The following is a 20,208-nucleotide window of genomic DNA, read 5'->3' on the forward strand; positions in this document are numbered from 1 at the left end:
GGGGGGTGATATCGGCGGGCTCCGAACGGTCGTATTGTCAACCGTTGAAACGGCTGCGCTCCACGAGGCAATCCGTGCATTCTCTGGCGGCGGCAAATACGCTGCGTCCATGAGTCGACGAGATCTTGTTCGAGAAATCGTAGAGTCAGTGCCGGGCCGTGACAACGCAGTTGCCTGTCTGTGTCCTAACGGTAGATCTCGTGCAATCCGTACGTTAGTTGTCGCGCCGCGGGCCAGCCGACCCCAACGAAGATATCTAAGACTTCTACGAGTGCTGCCCGACACACTTCGTCTTCCTGCAACAGAGTCCGGTGTTCCGCCAGGTAGCGCTCAACTAGCTTGACCACCAACTGCGCCCCCATGGAATCGAGTTCGTATGCGCCTCCGCGGCCGGCCATTACGGCTGCACGGATGCGAAGAAAGACGCCGCGCGGGTCAAACGGAATACAAACTTCAAGTGCTTCTAGGACGTGATGCGTGACAGCAGCAATGGGCACCCCGCCTAGCACATCGAAAAGCTCGGCTGCTTCCCAATAGAACCGCTGGCGAACTGCTTCCGAAACGTCCGATGCGGATTGCCGGTCCCGATCGCGCGCCCCCGAGGCAAAGTAGATCTCCCACGAAATGCCCTCAATAAGGTGGCCTGTAGCAACAGCATTCAAAATCAGGGGATGGCCGTCGGGCGGCTGCTCGATCCCACGCAGCTGTTCCATTTGATGACTAAACGCGGTGTTGGCCGCCTCCAGCGTAAGCTTCGCAAGCTCTATGGCGCGGCACCTAACGGCTGCATCCTCAGGGAGGCTCGGATCATCCCCATGGATTAGCGGCTGCCGAAGCACACGCACGATGGCTTCAGCAGCCTGTGGGTCAGATTCGAGCGCCGCGATAACATCATCACGTACGAACTGTCCTGCCTTCCTCGTGCCGCGCCAGATGTACATGCCTGCCGAAACTTCTACCGACGCGCGTCGTAGCTCCTCTGCGCCGGGTCGATCCGACTTACCGCGTTCGAAAAGTGTTTCAAGCCCGTCCTGTATCCGATTTTCGGCCTCTGGAGAAATTACACGGGAAAGCGAGATGGCGACCGCCGAGAGCACCGCGGTGGAAACATCTTCCCGCACCAAGTGGTCCACTATTCGCCACATAACATCTGCCGCACAGCGGCGCAACAGTGGAAAACCCCTTGCCAGGCAGAAGCGTACTTCCGGAGCGCCATCCGCCGCGAGAGGCTCGAGGGCTTGGAGGACGTCAGCACTAGGGGGTTCCTCGAGACACGCAAGTCTTAACAGTCCGTCTGCGGCCTCGAGTCGCGGCGCCGGTACGCCCCACCCCCGAGCCCGGTCGAACTGCGAACTGTCGCTGGTGGGCTCTGGCAACCGATGGTGGACTGCGGCGAGCAAAATACTCCGAGCAAGCTGAAGCGCGGAGCTGTCTAGCGCGAGGCCGTCGGTGCGAACAATCGTCTCCGCTGCCCGAGTGGCGTCACCCCAGCCAAGGTCGACTAGCTCTGGAGCCGCACCGCCTTGGTCCGCGCTTTCCAGTACAGCCAAGAGCTCGCGCAACCGTGATTCAACCGCCGCTGAGGCCGCGGCTGTCGGCGACCTGTTGGCCCAGTCGCCGGCGAATGCGGTCACCGGTTGGCGCGCGTCATTGATTCGCTGGTTTGCGGGGCTGCTGGTATCCACTCCGTGCGATTCGAGCCGATCCGTCTCAGTCCAACTCTCAAATGAAGACTCGAACGATCCGACGGGAGGCACGTTCTCGGGCACCGCGTTTTGACTGCGAAGATCGGATAGACGAGCGCGTGCGGCATCCGTTGTCAGGGAATCTTCCGGCAGACATCCAAGCAGACGATCGCGGGCGCGCTCACCCCGACCACGCGCCGCTTCTGGATCGTCAGCTGCGGAAGCAAGGACCTCAGGCAAGCTGAGGATCGCTTCCTCCGTGCGTCGTCGACTCTCTTCGGGAAACAACGCGAATGAGCTTTTCAGAAAATCGCCGATTAGGCTCGACAGATCAAGGCATGCAAGCACATCGGGTGCCCAGGTCAGTGGCTGCAGTACCGCATTGAATGATTGGGGCAACCGTGCTGCTACGACCAGAACTCGACGCCAGATCGCTGCCGGACGAGATTTCAGGCGCACCATCTCAACGATTTCGGCGGCTGCTGTCTCTGGTTGAGCTTCTACTCGCTCGGTGATCCATTGCTCGAATTCGTCGAGGGGGCTGGCCTCTTCAAGTTCACCTTTGAAGGCGTCGGAGACGCAACTCGCGTCGGGTTCGATATTGACGGCTTCGCCCAGCCAGTCGAAAACGATGGTGGGCGGTTCCTTGTCTGACGACGAGTCAAAACCCATTGTTGCCTCGAGTGCTTGCTCGTTGGATGGCGCTAAGTGCATCGATCGCTTCATCGGGGGCGTTCCGCATGAACTCCGGGAAGGCGTCGACGAGCGTCCGGTGTGCTCTGTTGTAGTCCTGTCGCTTGGTAGACGAGAGAGCCAATACCCCGCCGGAGATCTGTGTCCGCTCTTCGGATTGCTCGTTGAAACCGAACGCGGCTATATAGATGTCTCGCGCAAGGGCTGGGCTCATGTCCATCAATCGGCGTGCCTCGTCTGCCAGCTGGGGAATTTCGATGAAACCGTATTCGTGGATCCGATCTGGAGCGAGTGTGTCGCGCAGAAGTTGCTCAGATTCGGTCGGTTCGCTCGCGAACGTTCGGGCTAGCGCCTCGATGGCAAATCGAAGCATGCGCGAGTCTTTGATTTGGCTGTCTCGCAACCATTTTGAGAAATTTCTCGCCGCTGAGCCCAAGTTACTTAACTGTTCAGCTGTCAACCGCTCTGACCTGGCACACAATTCCTGCAGCAGTCTCGCGACTGGATAGACAGTTTCAGCACGTAGATCGTTGGTCAGAGCAAGAGCCAGTTCAGACCAGACGCTACAACGATCGTCGGGGATCGCGTCGCCCGCCGACCCCTCGGCCAGCCGTGCGCCAATCATATGCTGCAAAGCCAATTCAGCGGGACGTCGGTCTTCTTGACGCTGCAACGAATGTAAAAGTGGCTCAAAGTCTGCGCGCCGCTCGATTTGAAGCGCCGCGACTCCTGGTCCAATTATCTTACCGATCTCCGGCAGCTCGGCTGCACGGGCAAGTTCAATCACCAAGGCCCAGAAAGTACTTCGGTCCTCCGCTAATGCCCAGAGGTGCCGGAAGTGCAGTTCGTAACTGGGCCTTACGATCAGCAGTAACTCGGGTGTCTCCAGAGTCTTATCGACGATCGTCGATTCAACTCCGCGGAAGAGCAGGCGAGAGACTGCATAGTCGAAGAGGACGTGGTGCGAAAAAGTCAGCACTTCTCGCTCAACGCCCTCGCCCTGCTCCTGTTCCATTAGGACGCGGCGACTTAGCAGCTCGTGGATAGGGTCACCGTACGTTGGATCCCGTTGAAGCGTCGATCGATCGATGCGCATGGACCGAGTTGCCAACATTTGCTCGCAAGCGGTTCGAAGCACCGCTTCCAAGGCATCACCACCAGTGTCGACGAGCACCCGATGCTGCCAATACTTGTCCAACAACTGCAGTTGAGTCGTGATCGGCTCAATTTCGGCCGCCTGAACATTGAGACTTACCAATTCGGCCAGGAGTCGAAGGTTGAAGGGATTGCGAACGAGTTCTCTTAGCTCATCCGGTGCGACCGCGAGGGTCGCATGAAGGCGCGGAGCCAATGCCTCAAGTTGCTCTAGTTCAGCGTCCGACAGCAGTGGCACGTTGAAATGACGAATGTGCGCGAACTCTAAGGATTGAAACTCTGGTTGGGTCGCGGTGCCGGTTGTCGCGAACAGTGACTGCAGGTTGAGGTTGTAACGAAGATCGAACCGTCGGACGGAAGCTGCTATCCTCCATCTTTCGGCAGTATTCGCCGCAGAGCCGATCAGATCGAGCAGCGTCTGTTGAGTGCGTTCGCCGCGCGCCGCGTCGAGCGCGTCGATGATCAAATACCCGCTTTGGGTGCCGGGCCAGTTTTGTAGCACGGCTACAACGTCGTGTTCTAGCCCTAGTTCGACCCGTAGCTGGCCAAGTGAACTTACAGCCAAGGTATCCGAGGTTAGGAGAACGACGTCTCGTGTACCACCTGTTAGCATCGCGAGTTCGTAGAAGGACGCCGACTTGCCTGTTCCTGGGTCGCCTGTCACGATTACGGATCCAGCATCAAGGCTGCGCCGCAACGCATCCGGGGTACTACGGTCTAGCTTGACCATTTCCCCGTTTGCGCCAGGAATCACTGAGAATCGCTTTAGGCGCTCGATGTTGCTGCGCGAGTACGCCAGCAGCTTCCCTATGTCATTCTGGAAACTGGGAGCGGCTACGAGCTCGACCCCGAGCTGGCTGAGGCGCTCTTGGAGTCTTTGCCGGTTTGTGCCGACCTGAAAGACGCTGAAATCCACACCCAGCGAAATCAACTGCCGCCACACGCCGCCGGCCGCACTTGGATTCTCTAGAACCGACGTACGGAGCCATCCAACTGCTTGTTGCGCCTGAGAACCCTCGTCGTCTACATCATGTATCGACACGCGCATGAAGGTCAGGATTGCGCGAAGGTCTTCGTCCCCGGGCGCCGAGCCCGATACCGACTGCCACTCCCGGGAGAGATGCGCGATCACTATCTGCAGAACCTCGGCTTCCTGGGCACCCTGCGCGGCATCAAACAGACTGCTGCCCGGAGGAAGATCCCTGACGCGCTTTAGGATCCTCCGGAGCTGCACACGAATACGTGAGCTTGACTGAGAACTTGTGGCCAGGACGAGTCGATCGCAACCTTGCTTTGACCAGTTAGGGTCGAGGTACTGCCGGGCAAATTGCCCGAGTGCCGATGCAAGCGGAGAGTCCTCAGCCCGGCTCAAATTCAGAATGGATTTCGCCTGAATGTACGCGCGGCATCCTGCGGAGTTGGTGACGTAGAGATCGTCCACAGCATGGCCAGTCTCCGCACGGACAGTCTCATATGTATCCACCTCCGACCACTCCCACAAGGGTGCCGCATGCTGCTCGGCAAGTATTGCGCACCCGAACCACGCCGCCAGACGGGCTTGATAGTCGATACCCGACGCTGTGCCCGGACCGCCTCTGCGCCCGGGTCCGCCTGACGTCACGGCCGAAGCCCCTCAGTTTGGATGCATAGCGGTGAACACGCCCCCGTCCACGTTAATGCCTGCTCGTGGGTCGACCTCGGGTTCATTCATGTCCTCAACTGGTCGGGCAGCGGGGCAGTTCCATACGCGGAGGCAGCCCTAGTTTGATGATGGCAGACGGGGCCGACACATCGGCTGCACTGCGTGACTACAGACCCTCGTCATAAGCCCTGATCGGGTCGGGCGTAGCGACCGGTCAAGCACTCGCCGAACAGGCAGCGGTCGCGGCCTAGTTGCCCGCACCCAGATTTCCGCCCCTGTCGGTTTTATGTGGCTTAGGCTGAACCCGCACATTCTGCGGGAAGAGCTGCGGATTTGCTCTGCGCTTGCTCGACATGGGGAGGGAGGGTGCTCGCAGCACCGATGGAGAGCGAGTGGGCCACGCGCAAAAAACTTATCGACCCCCGTCTGGAGGCTTCGGGGTGGGGCGTGACGCCGTTCAAGACCTCAATGCTCAGCGCCGTTCCGTCCGAGAAGGCTGTCGAAGAATGGCGAATCGTGGTCGGCAGTGTCGAGCGACCAGAGCGCGCCGACTATGCGCTATGCGATGAGGGTGTTATACGGGGGGTGGTCGAGGCAAAAAAAGCTGCGTTCGGCGCGCAGGGCGTACTGCCGCAGGCTGAGCGTTACTCCGAGGCGATCCATCAGCAGCCCAAGTACCAAGACAAGTTCGGCGTTCCCTTCCTGTACTCGACCAACGGTGAGCAGACGTGGTTCAGTGATGTGCGGCGTCCACAGAACCGTTCACGTGAGGTGGCGACCTTCCACACGCCAATGGCACTACGTGAGTTGCTCGAACGTGATACTGACGGTGAACTCGCCGACCTCCGCACGATCCCACTAAATCCGGGCCTTCGCCCGTATCAGGTGGAGGCAAACACCGCGATGGAGCAGACCATCGCCGATGGCAAGCGCAAGATGCTGGTGCCGATGGCGACGGGCACTGGCAAGACATTGATGATGGTCAACGAGATCTATCGCCTGATGAAGTCAGGAGTTGCGCGCCGGGTCCTATTTCTAGTCGATCGCAGGGCGTTAGCAGCTCAAGCGGTGCGAGCGTTCGCCAGCTTTGAAGCAGAGCCAGGATTCAAGTTCGACAAGCTCTACGAGGTGTACTCGCAGCGTTTCCAGCGCGACGACTTCGATGACGAGAAGTTCGATCCCAACGTGATGCCGAACTCACTGCTGACTAATCCCAAACTCGGCGACGCGTTTGTATACGTCAGCACCATACAGCGGATGAATATAAACCTCTTTGGCCGTGATGCTGGAATCCACCGCGACGATGACGATGGTGATGACGACGACGCGAGCAAGCTAGACATTCCAATCCATGCCTTCGACCTGATCGTGGCCGATGAGTGCCACCGTGGGTACTCGGCGCGTGAGGTATCAGCGTGGAGGGACACGCTGGATTGGTTTGATGCCATCAAAGTCGGGCTGACAGCCACGCCGGCCGCGCACACGATGGCGTACTTCGAGAATGTAGTTGGTCGCTACGAGTACGAGCGGGCCGTGCGCGAAGGCTGGTTGGTGGACTATGACGTTGTGCGGGTGCGTAGTGACGTCAAAATGAAGGGCGTATTCCTCCAGGAAGGCGAGCAAGTCGATTTGGTCGATCCGGACACAGGTGCCCGCCAGCTGGATCTGCTTGACGACGAGCGTGAATATGAGCCATCGAAGGTAGAGCGTGAGGTTACGGCGCCGGACAGTAACCGTAAAGTGCTCGCCGAACTGAAGAAGTACGCTGAAGCTCATCACGCCGAGACTGGCCGCTTTCCAAAGACATTGATTTTCGCCGCCAACGACCTGCCGAACGTGTCACACGCCGACCAATTGGTTGAACTGGTCAAGGACGTGTTCGGTCAAGGGGAGGACTTCGTAGTCAAGATTACTGGACGAGTTGACCGGCCGTTGAAGAAGATTCGCTTGTTTCGTAACCGCCCGAATCCGAAAATAGTTGTAACAGTTGACCTTCTGACGACCGGCGTTGACATCCCGGATCTTGAATTCCTGGTTTTGCTGCGACGGGTAAAGTCGCGCATCTTGTTCGAGCAGATGCTGGGTCGCGGTACCCGCCGCTCGACTGACCTGACGCCCGCCAAGACACACTTCACAGTTTTCGACTGTTTTGACGGCACGTTGCTTGAGTACTTCCGTAAGGCGACCGGTATGACGGTTGAACCACCCAAGACGGACAGCAAAACGATTCAGCAGATAGTCGACGATATTTGGCAGAACCGCGACCGCGAACACAACATCAAACGGCTCGTTAAGCGGCTGCAGCGGATCGATAAAGACATGAGCGGCGATGCTCGCGACTTATTCGCCCGCTTCATTCCCGACGGCGACGTTGCCGGGTTCGCCGTGGAGCTACCCGCAAAACTCTTTAGCGACTTCATCGGAACGATGAAGATCCTTCGTGACCCCGAGTTTCTTTTACTCTGCAACGAGTACCCGAGGGCGCGATCGCCTTTCGTCGTCGCCCCCGGAGTGATCGATGTAGTCGAGTCGGAGTGGCTCATCAAGGCCGGCGTCGGCATCGAGTACAAGCCCGAGGATTACCTGCATCATTTCACTGGATTTGTCGAGGATCATAAGGAAGAGATTGAGGCACTGCAGATCCTGCTTGGGCGTCCTAACGACTGGAGCCCCGATGCTCTGCGAGACCTGCGAGACGCTTTGAGCCAAGCACCCGAGCACTTCACGGTCGACAACCTTCAGAAGGCGTTCAAGGCCACTCACCAGAAGGCTTTGGTCGACATCATCTCTATGGTCAAACGCGCGGCGCAAGATGAAGCGCCCCTTTTGACCGCGGAGGAGCGGGTAAACGCTGCTGTCGCTGAGGCAGTCGGTCATCGGCAGCTGACTGACGAGCAGAAAAAGTGGATGGAGTACATCCGGCAACACTTGGTGATGAATCTCAGCATCGACAGGGAGGACTTCGAAGTGATACCGATTCTGTCGGATCGTGGTGGCTGGGGTCGAGCTAACCGGGTGTTCGATGGCCAACTCGAAGAACTAGTCAACGATCTCAATAGAGAGCTAGTTGCCGCATGAGCGTAGATGTCGTTAACAAACTCTGGGGCTTTTGCCACATCCTTCGCCACGACGGCATTGACTATGGCGACTATATCGAGCAACTGACCTACCTACTATTCCTCAAGATGGCGGACGAGCAGGGTGTGGAAGTGCCCGAGCACGCTGATTGGCCTTACATACGCAAGCAGTCTGGCAGTGGTCTTCTCGACGCCTACACCGAAGCGCTGCGCGTTTTGGGCAAGGAGCGCGGGATACTCGGCGACATTTACTCGAGCTCTCAGAATCGTTTCAACGACCCCGTTAACCTCAAAAAGCTGATCGGTCTGATCGACGAGACCCAGTGGACTGCCATAGACACTGATGTCAAGGCCGCTGCTTTCGAGGGATTGCTGGAAAAGGCTGCGAGTGAGGGCAAGAAAGGCGCAGGACAGTACTTCACGCCCCGCATACTCATTCGGTCGATCGTGCGCTGTATGAAGCCGGACCCTCGTACAAGTAAGGATTTCACGATCTGCGACCCCGCTGTCGGTACTGGCGGGTTCCTTGTCGTCGCGTATGAGTGGTTGAAAGATCGGACTGAAGGCGGCGCGCTTGACCGAGATACAGCGAAGCGCGTTCAGGCAAAGACCTACTTTGGCAAGGAACTTGTGCCCCGACCGCGACGTCTGGCGCTAATGAACCTGTACCTCCACAAGGTTCAGCCGCACATCGCATTTGGCGATTCGATCTACGAGGCCCCGAGCAGTCAACGCTTCGACGTCATTCTGATGAACCCGCCGTTTGGCACTAGAGGGGCCAACCAGGCGCCTGACCGTGAGGACTTCGTCGTCCAGACCAGTAACAAACAGCTCAATTTTCTACAGCATGTCTTGACGATTCTTAAGAAGGGGGGCAGAGCGGCTGTCGTCGTACCGGACAACGTTCTGTTCGCCCAGCAGGCGGGTGAAGTGTTCCAGGTTTTAATGGAAGACTGCGACCTTCATACCGTGTTACGTTGCCCGCGAGGCACATTCAGCCCGTACACCGAAGGCACAAAGACCAACGTCATCTTCTTTACCAAGGGCAGGCCAACCGAGCGCACCTGGATCTATGACGCCCGATCCAACGTTCCCAAGATCACCAAGAAAAGTCGACCGCTCAGCCCAAAGCACTTCGCGGAGTTCGAAAAATGCTACGGCGATGAGCCCAACGGCTCAAGCAAGCGATCTGAGAAGCAATCCATCGAAGGACGCTGGCGCAGCTTCACAATCGATGACATCAAAGCAGCCCACTACAAGCTCGACGCGTTCAAGTGGATCCGCGATGAAGATCTCGACGATCCCGATGCTCTGGCTGAGCCCGAGGAACTCATCACCGAGGCAATGGAGGAGCTGCAGCTCGCCCTTGACGATCTTTCCGACTTGCAGAAGCTGATAGAGGGTTGCGGTAACGGAGTCGACCTGTGAGCTTATCGCCTCCTCAAGTCCTGCCTGAAGGATGGGAGCTTTCGAGGATCGGCGATCGGTTTGCCTCGTGGGGCGGTCACACGCCGTCGAAATCCAACGCCGATTACTGGGGCCACGGCATACCGTGGGTGTCCTCTGGCGAGGTGAAGGCGGCTCGCCTCAGCTCCAGTACTCACTCAGTAACACGAAAGGCCGTCGACGAAACGGGATTGAAAGTATGCCCCATTGGGTGTGTTCTCGTCGTGGTGCGTAGTGGCATCCTCGCTCACTCGTTGCCGGTGGCGATCGCAGATTCTCCCGTCACCATCAACCAAGATATGAAGGCCTTTTACTCTGAGGAGCCATTGCTCAACGAGTGGCTCGCCTTGTTTCTGCGAGCTAGCGCTCAGGCATTGCTACAGAGCAGCCGTCGTGACGGCACCACAGTGCAGAGCGTCCAGTACGCCTTACTCAAAGACACACTGTTGCCTATACCGCCGGTTACTGTGCGGAAACCAATTATCGACACAATCGAGCGCGCAATTGAGAAGCAATCGAGTGCGCGCCCGCACATAGAGACATCGCAACGCGTGGTTGAGCGTTTCCGCCAATCCGTCCTCGCTGCTGCCTGCTCTGGCCGCCTAACGGATGATGTCTCGTCCACCTTCGATTTCGATTGCTTCGAGCGGGAAGTCGAGCTCGCTCGAACGTCACTCTCGCCGAAGCTTCGCAAACCTCTTACGATCGACGACTCTGTAGAGCTATCCGAGATCCCAGTGGACTGGAAGTGGATGACCATCGACCAGCTGACTATCGATTCCATCCAGAATGGGCTTTACCTGCCTGCGACACGGTACGGAACTGGCGTCCCGATACTCCGTATAGAGGATTTTCAATTGGGAGCTAGCCGGTCACGAGACGAGCTAAAGCTCGTGTCGGCGACCCCTGACGAGCAGCGCAGATTTGCGCTCAATTTTGGTGACCTCGTTGTCAACCGTGTGAACAGCCCATCCCACCTGGGCAAAAGTCTCTACGTCGAAACGCGTCATGTGCCAGCCGTGTTCGAGAGCAACATGATGCGGGTGCGCCTCAAAGCTCCGATGTCCGCCCGTTATGTGAACCTGTATCTCTCATCCCTCAACGGCAGGCGACGGCTAACTCGAAACGCAAAGTGGGCGGTAAACCAAGCGAGCATCAACCAAAAGGACGTTCGAGAGTGTCCGGTACCAGTCCCGCCGCCCGATGAGCAACATGAGATCGTCCGGAGGGTGGAGGACCTATTCGCAGGCGCCGGAAGACTCACGACTCGTCTTGACACTGTAAGCAAGCGGGTGGACCGCATCTCGCAAGCTGTTCTCGCGAAAGCGTTCCGCGGCGAACTATTGACCAAATAGGCCCCAAGAAATTACCGACGTGTTGCGTGTAGCGCTCGACCTGCCGTAGCAGCCCAATCCACTTAGGCGGTTTCGGCCCTCGGCGTCCGCGTGCTTCACACTGCCGCTTACGAACCTCGCGCGGGCTTAGGACACGCCGAACACCCGTTCGGCGTGTCCTAGCGGTGTCCTAAGACGCTCGATCACGCGCAAACACGCTCTGGACATGTAAGCACCGAACCGGTCCGACGACGTGCACATATCGACATGCACTAGACGCTGTGACACAGCCCAGCACAACCTGTTTCACACTGGCAGTGTGGGGGTCAGGGGTTCGAGTCCCCTTAGCTCCACTGGGAAACGGCAGGTTATGGCCAGCGGACTTCACTGGCGCAGATCTCCGTCAAGATTGGGGCGCGAGTATGCGCTACCGCGGGCGGCGTGATGATTCCGCACTCGCTGGGCCTGGGGCCTGTAATTGGCAGGGGATGTTCACACATCAACGAGTTGGTGCGATTACCGACACGGTGTCGTTGCTGTCGGTGACGTAGGCGGCGTGGGTAGCAGGGTCAACGGCGATGCCCCATAAGCGGTTGCCGACGTTGATCGTTGTGGTGACGGTGTGGCTGTTGGTGTCAATCACTCCCACGGTGCCATCGGTGCTGTTGGTGGCGTAGGCGGTGTGCGTGGCGGGGTCGACGGCGATGCCCTAGGGATTGGTACCGACTTTGATTGTGGCGCCGACGATGTGGCTGTTGGTGTCGATCACCGACACACTGTTGTCGCCGTAGTTTGCGGTGTAGGCGGCATGGGCAGAAGGGTCGACCGTTACTCCCAGCGGGCCGTTACCGACGTTAATAGTCGTGGATGTGACGGTGTGGTTGGCGGTGTCGATCACCGATACGGTGCCATCACTGTTATTGGTGACGTAGGCGGTGTGGGTGGTGGGGTCGACGGCGACCCACTCTGGGTGTTTGCCGACATTAATGGTGGCGGAAACGGCGCGCCTGCTGGTGTCGATCACCGATACCGTGTTGTCCCAATTGTTGGCCACATAGGCCGTGTGGGTGGCAGGGTCGACGGCGATACCCCATGGGTTGGTCCCCACTTTGATGGTGGCGGTGACGGTGCCGCTGGTGGTGTTGATCACCGACACCGAGTCATCCCGGTTGTTGGCGGTGTAGGCAAAACGCGAGGTGGGGTCGACGGTCACCCCAAGCGGTCCGCGCCCGACGGGAATGCTGGCCTTAACGGCGTGGCTGGCGGTGTCGATCACCGACACGCTGTTGTCTCCGTAATTCGCCGTGTAGGCGGTGTGACTGGCTGGGTCGACCGCGACTCCTTCCGGATGTTTGCCGACCGGGATGGTGGCGGTGAGATTGGCGAAAACGGTGCTGGGCGGGGTGATTACGGGCTTGTGGTGTCGGTGGCTGATCCCGTAAGCAATCGTGGTCGCCGCGACGACGACAACGGCGAGCGCAGCGAGCAACGCGATCGTGTGCGGACGCGTGACTAAACGCCGCGGCGCTGTGGTGGCGCCGCCCGAAGCTACCGGGGCGGCCGTGGCTTGTCCCTGGCCCGGTGACGGGGCGAGCGCCCGGTGGGCCGCAGCGGCCAGTTGGCCGGCACTCGGGTAGCGGTCTTGGGGGGCCTTGGCCATGCCGCGGGCCACGACCTCGTCGAGCCCGGCGGGAATGCCTGATCGTTTTTGACTGGGGGCCGGTATGGGAGAGGTCAGGTGCGCTGCGATCAGCGCAGCCATATCGCCGCTCGGATACGGGCACGCACCGGTCAGGCATTCATAGAGCACACAGGCCAACGCGTAAATATCGACGCGGTAATCGATCTCGTCACCGGTGATTCTCTCGGGCGCCATGTAGGCGAAGGTGCCGATGGTATTGCCGGCGCTAGTGAGTTTGGCGTCGTTCGCGGCGTTCGCCAGCCCGAAATCGACCAAGCAGGCGAAGTCACCAGGCGCCAGAAGAACGTTGGCCGGTTTGACGTCACGGTGCACGATCTGCTCGGCATGCGCAGCATCCAGGGCCGCGGCGATCTGGGAGACGATCGAGACCGCCCGCACCGGATCCATCGGTCCGTTGGCTTCCAGCACAGCTCGCAAATCGGAGCCCGGGACCAGCCGCATGTCGATGTAGAGCTGGCCGTCGATTTCTCCGTAGTCATGGATCGGAACGACATGCGGCTCATTGAGCCGCCCTGCGGTGCTGGCCTCCCGAAACAATCGCGCTCGAAACACCGGGTTTGCCGAAAACGAGGGCGGCAACAGTTTGAGCGCAACAGTGCGGTTCTTCTTGGTGTCCACCGCCGCGAACACCTCGCCAAACCCGCCGTGACCCAACAGACGCATGAGCCGGTAATGGCCGAACTCGTTTTCGGCCCGCCACTCCGCTGTCGTATCGCCACCAGGCGGCTCCTCTACCACCACCACCCCCACGGGATCGCAATGCTTCGGAGTTTATGCACCAATCCCACCTAGGGGTGACCCAAATGGGCTTAACCCGGCTTGTGAGCCTCAATCAGCACCCGCGAGGTGTAAGTGACAAACGACCCATTGGCTTGGATCTGCCGGTGCAGCTCCATTAACCTGTCCCGATACTTCGCGACGGTGAAATCGGGCACCACCCAGGCCAACTTGCGCAGGAAATAAATCACCGCCCCGACGTCGAAAAATTCCAGCCGGATCTGCTCATGCCGCAGATCAACCACCTCCAGGCCGCCGGCAGCGACTTCACCGCTGACCGTCTCCGGGTCCAGCTGTCCCCGAATCCGCCGTTGCGGCTGCGCGCCAACAAAGTACTCGATTAGCGCACGCAAATAAATGACACCCACATGCTGGGCAAAATACGTGCCGCCCGGTTTAAGTAACCGAGCGATTTCGTCCCACCAAATAGCCGAGGGATGGCGACTGCACACCAAATCGAACGCTGCCTCAGCGAACGGCAGCGGCGGCTCATCATCCTTGGTGGCCACCACGACCACACCCAACGGATGCAGCAGCCGAGTAGCCGGAGCGATGTTAGGCGGCCAGTTCTCGGTGGCCGCCATCGTCGGCGGGAAAACAGGACCAGCCCCAGCCAACACCTCGCCCCCACCGGTGTAGATGTCCAACGCCGACGCCACCCGCGGCAGCCGAGCAGCCAACAATCGCTGATACCCCCACGATGGCCGCTCCTCGGTAGCTCTACCCGCCAGCCACGAAAAATCCCAGCCCTCAACAGATACCGAACAAGCCTCGGCCACCAGCTCATCGAACGAACGCGTCACGCCGCCGATCATCCCACGCAAGGCGCAACCTCAAACTCCGAGAACGGCCGTCTCAGCGAATTTCGCCACCATCACGCGCTTGCATGGGCGCCGATCACTTGTGCAGAAGCGGCGTTGATCAGGGTCTAAAATCGTAACTACTCATGGCTTGTTTGGTGAGTACCACACGCAGTTGAAAGAGGTTTGACGTGGGTGGATTCAGCATCACCCCGGCGAACGTGCTTGCCGGAGCCGAGCGGATCGGCGCGGAGAACGGTGTGGTGACTGGGATTTCGGTGCCAGATGCGACCGCCGCGATGGCCGCCCTGCCCGGATTTGCCACTGCCGCGACGCTGGCAGACGCCCACGACCGCGTGCTCAGCTGGCCGACCTGATGATGCCCGGGCAGATGTCGCTGTCGAGCATGCTCAGCGACGGTTTGGGCAGCATGGGTGATCTCAACCAAGTGGTCGTCGTTCGGTGAGGACCATCGCGGCCGCAAGCTGATTCGAGGACCACGCCATGGGTCGCCCCCAAAAGAGCGACGTCATTAAAGCCAACGCCATGGCGCTCGGTGACCTCGCCGCGCCGCTGCGCACCGCCGCGGACAAGGTGCTGGAATCCGCCGGGCGCGTCCACGAGCAAATCTTTGGGTTTGACTGGCAAGGCCACACCAAAGACGCCCTCGATGAGCGGGCCGACCGCGAATACATGCAAGACCGGGCCGTGGCCGTCGCCTACGACAAACTCGCCGACGCCTACGAAAACGGCGCCAAGGCGATGCAGCCGATGATCGAGTCGCTCAAGACCAAAGCCCAAGGGCTCGAAGGTGATCACTTCGCCGTGTCCGAGGACTGGGCAGTCACTGACACCTACGACTACGCAACAGCACGCACGTTGGCCAAACTGATGGACCCCGACGGCACTGCGGGCCTGCAATCCCAAGTGGACCAGCTGCAAACACAGCGCAGCAACGAGGCCGCCACCGAAACCACGAATTTACAGGCGCTGGCTGATCAGCTGGGCGCCGCCGACGCCGAGACCGCCAAAGCGATCAACGACGCCAAACACCTGCTAAGCGACACCACCAATCCCAACGGACCTCAGATCGTGTTGGTGGACGACACCCCGCCGCCCCTGCCGCCCGGAGCTGTCCGCAACCTTGGACCCGTCGCGGGTACCGGCGCCAATCCAGGCATCCCCGGTATTGGAGCCGCGGACCTGGGCGAAGTTGTCGAAGATGGTCAAGGTCACAAATTTGCGGTGTTCGGCGATTCGTTACTGGCGACAAGGTAGGGGCGGGCACCCACTACCCGTCGATGGCAGTTCCGGTGACCTTCGACCCGCAAGGCCGTGCACACTTCGGAGCGCCCTTAAGCGGACCCGAAGGCAAAAACGTGCTGTTCCCTCTGCCTGACAAGGCATCGGGCAACACGCTGCCCGCCGGCAGTATTCGGATGAACGACGGCACGACCTACATGATGGTGGCAGGCACCAAGGATCTGATACCCACAGGCGGATCGTGGCTTGCCAAGGTCACTGACAATCCCGCCGCCGGTTGGAAGCCCATCGACAACTCGTGGCGCTCGAACAATCCCACGCTGCCCGACGGCAAGACACCCAACCCTGACTACTCACCGGTCACGCAGATCAGCGGCTACCAAAGCAAAGCCGACGGCATGGTCTACATCGCAGCCGACTCTTTCGATCGGAGCCAGGGCATCTCGATGTACCGTGTCGACCCCGAACACGTCACCGACCGAGGGGCCTGGCAACCGTGGACCGGCGATGGCTGGGGCAGCCATGGACAACAAGCCGCACCTTTAACCGAGCCCAATACCCGCTTTGGTGAGATCAGCTTTCGCGAGATCGACGGGAAACCAGTTCTTACCGGCTTCAACGTGACTGCGGGCCCCGGAGCCGTGGAGGTCCACGTCGGCGCTGGAGCTCCTACCGAAATCTTTACCAACAGTACGCCTACCACCATCGCTCACAACGATGCGGGAACCACGCCTACATCGGTGTACCAGCCATACGGCGGCTACATACTTCCCGGATCGACGTTGAGTAACCTCAATCTTTTTGTCAGCCAATGGAACACCGGCCTGGACCCGCGCGGAGTGCCATTCGGCGCGCCCTACGACACTCAACAAATCCAAGTCAACCCAAACAGATGACCTGGCCGTCTCCCAGAAAGTATCCCGACGCGCAGCCGATAGGAAGACAATGATTTCCAAAACACTTGCCCTGGCGACCGGCATCATCAGCGTAGCCGTGAGCACTTCATGCGCCAGCCATGCCGACCCTCTCAAATTCCCCGACCTCAGCAGCTACGCGCCCGTCAACCCCGCTGACTACGCCGTCACGTACCCCAATTCCGGACGGCCGACCACCCTGGACGTTACCTCTTTCCTTACTCCCGACGGTGTAGTCTGCGCCTTCGGAAACCCTCCTTCAGCAGGATGCACGGGCAACAACCTACCTGGAATACCACCAGCCTCACCATCTTCCAGCGGCTCCCCACGCGTGAACGCGATAAGCACCGGCGCAGGGCCGCACCCAACGACCGAAGGACCGAACACCGAAGGACACACCCTGAAAACCCTCCCACCCTTTCACTCCATCACCGTCAACGGCGTGATCTGCGGAGTCGACGACTCGGGCATGACTGCGTGTAAGGATCCCCAGGGCCGAGGGTTCGTGCTTTCACCGCACGGCTCCATTTGGCTGCCGCACGTGTGATGCGTAAGCCCCTGACATGAACGATATTTCCGACTTCCATCCCTTCATGCAGGAGGCTCTGCGCACCGGCAAGCTTCCCAGCGACGACGAGATCGCCCGCGCCATTGGCGAAAACCCCAGTAGCATCCGCCGTTTACGCGAGCGCCTCGAAACTGAGCCAACGGACTCACGAGTCGACAGTCCCGAACCTGAGAAGCACGACCAGGAGGAGGAGGAGGAGCGGTTCCGGCAGAAGTACCGCCAGTTGGTCGACGACATGATCGCCGAGTGGTACGACGACAACCCGCATGCTGGCAACAGCATCCCGCCAGATGAGCGGCAGCGCATCGAGACCTACTGCGAGCGCCAAATACAGCACGAATGGAGAATGCGCCAGAAACGGCTAACCGAGGAGCAAGACACCTAGCGACAAGCTTCGCGCAGTTCCGGCCCAACCGGTGAGCACGACCGACCTGAAACCTTCCAAGAAATCAGATGTTCTGCAGCAGGCCGGGTTCGGAGCAGGTGAACCTTATCGCGCGCCGTGGCGCATGTTGCTTGAACGCGACGGCGGCGTTGGCGCTCTGCAGGTCACCACCAATGTGTCTCGAACGCGGCCGAGAATAGTTGTCTCAAATTAGAGCACATGTGAGACGGGCAGAAGAGCGGTGGTCCACCTCTCGTTCTGCCTGGTCGCTATGTCTCAAAAGTCCGTCTCATGCAAGGTGTCTCAGAACACCGTCTCTCAGCGGGTTAATGAACCCGCATCTCGCAACCATCTCAACGATCTCGGCGCTTCGGACGGCAGGTCCCGCACGGCGGGATCGGCTCACGCACGGTGTTAGTGGCCCAGCGGTCCAGGTCGGCCAATTGTGCCGCGCAAATTTTCACGTATGGTCCGGTCCACACCCCCTTATGTGGATTCTGGCCGCTGATCGTTCTGCAACCGGCGTGGTGCACACGTGCCGCGCTTGCGCTGTAGTTGCGCGCGATGTTGATCACGTAGCCATGGGGGTGGCCGATGAGCCACGTCAGATAGCCCGTATCGTCGTCACGGAACTCAACGGGCGTAGGGCTCTGGACGCCAATCCCGGGTTCCCGCAACGATTCTTGACCGACGGGTTCTCCGGCGGGCGACCGCGCAGCATCGGACATCGAGTCCTGGCTGACCGCTGGATCGTTCAGGCGGTGCGGGGGAATTACGTCGGTTCGGCCCTGAGCGGCAGCGATGCCTACTACGATCTCATTGCCTGCGGTGGGGTCAACATTGACGTGCATGCCGAGTTCGGTGATCCTGCCGTCTCGTGGATGCCATGCGTGATCTGGGTAGGTGCGCCCCAGGATTGGGTCGAGTGAGTCGATTGTCGGCTTCCACAGGTTCAGCCAGTTTCTGCGTGTACCAACGGTGAAAGAGAGTTCCAGCCTAACGGGTCCAGCCGGAAGCTCTGTTGAGTCTACGACGGAGGCACGGATCTGCTCTTTAAAAGCGGCAGTCGATGCCGATCCAGTTGTCTTCACGATCAGCACGTCCGTGGACGGTGGCGATACGTCCCGGGCGGCGTCGATTCGCACCAACGACCGCTCGCGGTGCTGCTTCGTGCACCACACCGACACCAGGTCGAGATTTCGTAATCGGTAGGCGAGTGGATAGGCATAGTTGTCGAGATCGGCTGCGTCAAGAAGATCACGCGCAGCGGGAAGCCCGACGTCAAGTCGGAGCGCCCATGGGCCATCGATCCGCGAAGTGGCAAGGAGCGCTTCGGTGTCATCCAGATACGCCCGCAGCCGAACCTGGTCGGGGTGGTCGGCCTTGTTCCACGACGCCAGCCGAGGCGCGACTCTCAACTGCAGGGCGTCGTTCTCGGGACGGGCATACCAGCGCATTGCCACAAAATAGCGCGGTCCGCCGACAAACCCTCGAAGCAAGGGCTGCCGGGTCCAAGAATGAGCGGCTCGGCCAAGATTGCGTGTAGGCCGTGTGATCAACGCCTTCATTGTGGTCTTTCTGGGGCTGGCCCGTGGCCTCGACTTCGAATTCGTTGCAGCCAAACTGCGGGTCCAAGACCTCTTGCGTCGCGTGTCATACCCCGGAGCTATCAACGCCATGGGGAGGTCGCATGTATCTTGGCCTGCGTAAGGTCGCGCCACTTGGCCGCTGCGCGTGGGGAAGCTGAACCGTGACACTGTTGCGGCTTGAGGCCGATGACCCCGAGGTGCTGGCGTTGACCGGATTCGCACTGCATGACGCGCGGGAATTATCCGATCCGCCGCTGCGAGTGGCATGCCAGCGATGCGGGGCGCAGCTCGGCCGGGGCGGTGATACTGCGCACGGGCCCTGTTCACCACTTCTTGGCTAGTCAACCCGCCGCTGTCCACGGTAATCACCGTTGATGGACGTGTCCTCTCGGACAAGGCTGCGAGCCGTTGGGCGGACGAGCACGAGCAGCTGCTCGGCAGTAGCGGGAAGCCGCTTGGCGCACCCATCCGCCACGGTGTTCGCGCACTGCTCACGCCCGGTTTGGTCGGCTACCCCGACTTGCTGGTGCGCTGCTGAAACATGGTGATCAGGTGTTAGACCGCGACGAAGTACTTGGCTGGATCCGCCAGGCAGCATGCAAGCCGATAATCAAGAAAGTCCTTCTAACGCAGCGTGACCTGGAATACCGACCGCCTACGCGGGCCATCGGGCCTTCTAAGCCGACGATGCAGAGCGAGAGACGGTTGCTGCCATTCGATGTCATGACGGTCGACGAACTGGAGCGACGCCTCGCCGAGCGCTACGGACGCGACACACCGTCCTAGCTGCGGTATTCCGCCCATCATCGAGCGGTGTACTAGCACCGCATCTAGTTAGTTGAGGCCAGCACCCGGTGCGAGTCGGGACGCCGATCCTGGACGCAATGTCCGAGGCCAGAACCCGGTGGGGACCAGGTTCATCGCGGAAGGCGATGAACCGTGCGCACAAATGTTCCTGGGCCCCAATTACAGACTGCTGCTAATCACCGTCATCGTGATCTTTGTAGTCTCTCTCTGCGGCTACGTCACACTGGGGATAGTGGTCGCCCACCCGACCGGCACACAGCTGAACGTCCTCGGCGTTCTCGACTTCGTGGTGAAGTCCACGCTTGGTGCCTTGCTTGGATTGTTGGGAGCCAAGGTGTAACAGGTTCGACCACCCCGGCGACGACAACCGA

General features: G+C 59.8%; 15 protein-coding genes and 1 tRNA gene. 10 read left to right on the forward strand and 6 right to left on the reverse strand.

Features of this window, described 5'->3' with window-relative positions; genetic code table 11:
• Positions 1 to 185: 185 nt before the first annotated feature.
• Both ACYQ8K_RS04445 and ACYQ8K_RS04450 read right to left on the reverse strand, forming a co-directional pair.
• Complete coding sequence (locus ACYQ8K_RS04445) at positions 186 to 2,357, reverse strand: hypothetical protein (protein WP_459967182.1); 2,172 nt, start codon at positions 2,355 to 2,357, stop codon at positions 186 to 188.
• A complete protein-coding gene (locus ACYQ8K_RS04450) occupies positions 2,347 to 4,974 on the reverse strand; it encodes a hypothetical protein (RefSeq protein ID WP_459967183.1) in 2,628 nt (875 codons plus the stop codon). The genes ACYQ8K_RS04445 and ACYQ8K_RS04450 overlap by 11 nt, the downstream gene beginning before the upstream one ends.
• A gap of 669 nt (positions 4,975 to 5,643) precedes the next feature.
• Between ACYQ8K_RS04450 and ACYQ8K_RS04455 the strand changes: the two genes are divergently transcribed.
• The 4 genes from ACYQ8K_RS04455 (at position 5,644) to ACYQ8K_RS04470 (ending at position 11,385) form a co-directional block, all read left to right on the forward strand.
• A complete protein-coding gene (locus ACYQ8K_RS04455) occupies positions 5,644 to 8,253 on the forward strand; it encodes a type I restriction endonuclease subunit R (RefSeq protein WP_459967292.1) in 2,610 nt (869 codons plus the stop codon).
• On the forward strand, positions 8,250 to 9,680 hold the full coding sequence (locus ACYQ8K_RS04460; RefSeq protein WP_459967184.1) for a class I SAM-dependent DNA methyltransferase: 1,431 nt from the start codon (positions 8,250 to 8,252) through the stop codon (positions 9,678 to 9,680). Before ACYQ8K_RS04455 ends, ACYQ8K_RS04460 begins: the two co-directional genes overlap by 4 nt.
• Positions 9,677 to 11,053 carry a restriction endonuclease subunit S gene (locus ACYQ8K_RS04465; protein WP_459967185.1) on the forward strand — a complete coding sequence of 459 codons (1,377 nt, stop codon included), beginning with the start codon at positions 9,677 to 9,679 and terminating at the stop codon, positions 11,051 to 11,053. Before ACYQ8K_RS04460 ends, ACYQ8K_RS04465 begins: the two co-directional genes overlap by 4 nt.
• Before the next feature lie 257 nt (positions 11,054 to 11,310).
• Positions 11,311 to 11,385, forward strand: a tRNA-Ala gene (locus tag ACYQ8K_RS04470).
• Positions 11,386 to 11,531: 146 nt separating this feature from the next.
• Here ACYQ8K_RS04470 and ACYQ8K_RS04475 read toward each other — a convergent pair.
• From ACYQ8K_RS04475 to ACYQ8K_RS04485, 3 genes are all read right to left on the reverse strand, one after another.
• Complete coding sequence (locus ACYQ8K_RS04475) at positions 11,532 to 11,738, reverse strand: YncE family protein (RefSeq protein ID WP_459967293.1); 207 nt, start codon at positions 11,736 to 11,738, stop codon at positions 11,532 to 11,534.
• A gap of 3 nt (positions 11,739 to 11,741) precedes the next feature.
• On the reverse strand, positions 11,742 to 13,397 hold the full coding sequence (locus ACYQ8K_RS04480; RefSeq protein WP_459967294.1) for a serine/threonine-protein kinase: 1,656 nt from the start codon (positions 13,395 to 13,397) through the stop codon (positions 11,742 to 11,744).
• A 146-nt stretch (positions 13,398 to 13,543) separates the two neighbouring features.
• Positions 13,544 to 14,314: a methyltransferase domain-containing protein gene (locus ACYQ8K_RS04485; RefSeq protein WP_459967187.1), complete on the reverse strand. Its 771-nt coding sequence runs from the start codon at positions 14,312 to 14,314 to the stop codon at positions 13,544 to 13,546.
• A 188-nt stretch (positions 14,315 to 14,502) separates the two neighbouring features.
• Here ACYQ8K_RS04485 and ACYQ8K_RS04490 point away from each other — a divergent pair, with 188 nt between their 5' ends.
• From ACYQ8K_RS04490 to ACYQ8K_RS04510, 5 genes are all read left to right on the forward strand, one after another.
• Positions 14,503 to 14,688 (forward strand): hypothetical protein, encoded by a 186-nt coding sequence (locus tag ACYQ8K_RS04490; protein ID WP_459967188.1) that lies wholly within the window; start codon positions 14,503 to 14,505, stop codon positions 14,686 to 14,688.
• Positions 14,689 to 14,815: 127 nt separating this feature from the next.
• Positions 14,816 to 15,589 (forward strand): hypothetical protein, encoded by a 774-nt coding sequence (locus ACYQ8K_RS04495; RefSeq protein ID WP_459967189.1) that lies wholly within the window; start codon positions 14,816 to 14,818, stop codon positions 15,587 to 15,589.
• 35 nt (positions 15,590 to 15,624) lie between these two features.
• On the forward strand, positions 15,625 to 16,470 hold the full coding sequence (locus ACYQ8K_RS04500; protein WP_459967191.1) for a DUF4185 domain-containing protein: 846 nt from the start codon (positions 15,625 to 15,627) through the stop codon (positions 16,468 to 16,470).
• Between the two features lie 49 nt (positions 16,471 to 16,519).
• Complete coding sequence (locus tag ACYQ8K_RS04505; protein ID WP_459967192.1) at positions 16,520 to 17,035, forward strand: hypothetical protein; 516 nt, start codon at positions 16,520 to 16,522, stop codon at positions 17,033 to 17,035.
• A gap of 16 nt (positions 17,036 to 17,051) precedes the next feature.
• Positions 17,052 to 17,441, forward strand: a complete 390-nt coding sequence (locus ACYQ8K_RS04510) for a hypothetical protein (RefSeq protein WP_459967194.1) — start codon at positions 17,052 to 17,054, stop codon at positions 17,439 to 17,441.
• Positions 17,442 to 17,794: 353 nt separating this feature from the next.
• On the opposite strand, the gene ACYQ8K_RS04515 is transcribed toward ACYQ8K_RS04510, so the two are convergent.
• A complete protein-coding gene (locus ACYQ8K_RS04515; protein WP_459967195.1) occupies positions 17,795 to 18,898 on the reverse strand; it encodes a hypothetical protein in 1,104 nt (367 codons plus the stop codon).
• A gap of 1,036 nt (positions 18,899 to 19,934) precedes the next feature.
• On the opposite strand from ACYQ8K_RS04515, the gene ACYQ8K_RS04520 reads away from it, so the two are divergent.
• Positions 19,935 to 20,177 carry a hypothetical protein gene (locus tag ACYQ8K_RS04520; protein WP_459967196.1) on the forward strand — a complete coding sequence of 81 codons (243 nt, stop codon included), beginning with the start codon at positions 19,935 to 19,937 and terminating at the stop codon, positions 20,175 to 20,177.
• Positions 20,178 to 20,208: the final 31 nt, after the last annotated feature.

This window comes from Mycobacterium sp. MUNTM1 (assembly GCF_054660795.1).

What these genes read in the sequence shown, in the direction of transcription:
- ACYQ8K_RS04510 (WP_459967194.1), top strand. Translation starts at nt 17,052, where the DNA reads ATGAACGATATTTCCGACTTCCATCCCTTCATGCAGGAGGCTCTGCGC.
- ACYQ8K_RS04445 (WP_459967182.1), bottom strand. Translation starts at nt 2,357, where the DNA reads ATGGGTTTTGACTCGTCGTCAGACAAGGAACCGCCCACCATCGTTTTC.
- ACYQ8K_RS04515 (WP_459967195.1), bottom strand. Translation starts at nt 18,898, where the DNA reads ATGCGCTGGTATGCCCGTCCCGAGAACGACGCCCTGCAGTTGAGAGTC.
- ACYQ8K_RS04495 (WP_459967189.1), top strand. Translation starts at nt 14,816, where the DNA reads ATGGGTCGCCCCCAAAAGAGCGACGTCATTAAAGCCAACGCCATGGCG.
- ACYQ8K_RS04480 (WP_459967294.1), bottom strand. Translation starts at nt 13,397, where the DNA reads ATGCGTCTGTTGGGTCACGGCGGGTTTGGCGAGGTGTTCGCGGCGGTG.
- ACYQ8K_RS04505 (WP_459967192.1), top strand. Translation starts at nt 16,520, where the DNA reads ATGATTTCCAAAACACTTGCCCTGGCGACCGGCATCATCAGCGTAGCC.
- ACYQ8K_RS04455 (WP_459967292.1), top strand. Translation starts at nt 5,644, where the DNA reads ATGCTCAGCGCCGTTCCGTCCGAGAAGGCTGTCGAAGAATGGCGAATC.
- ACYQ8K_RS04460 (WP_459967184.1), top strand. Translation starts at nt 8,250, where the DNA reads ATGAGCGTAGATGTCGTTAACAAACTCTGGGGCTTTTGCCACATCCTT.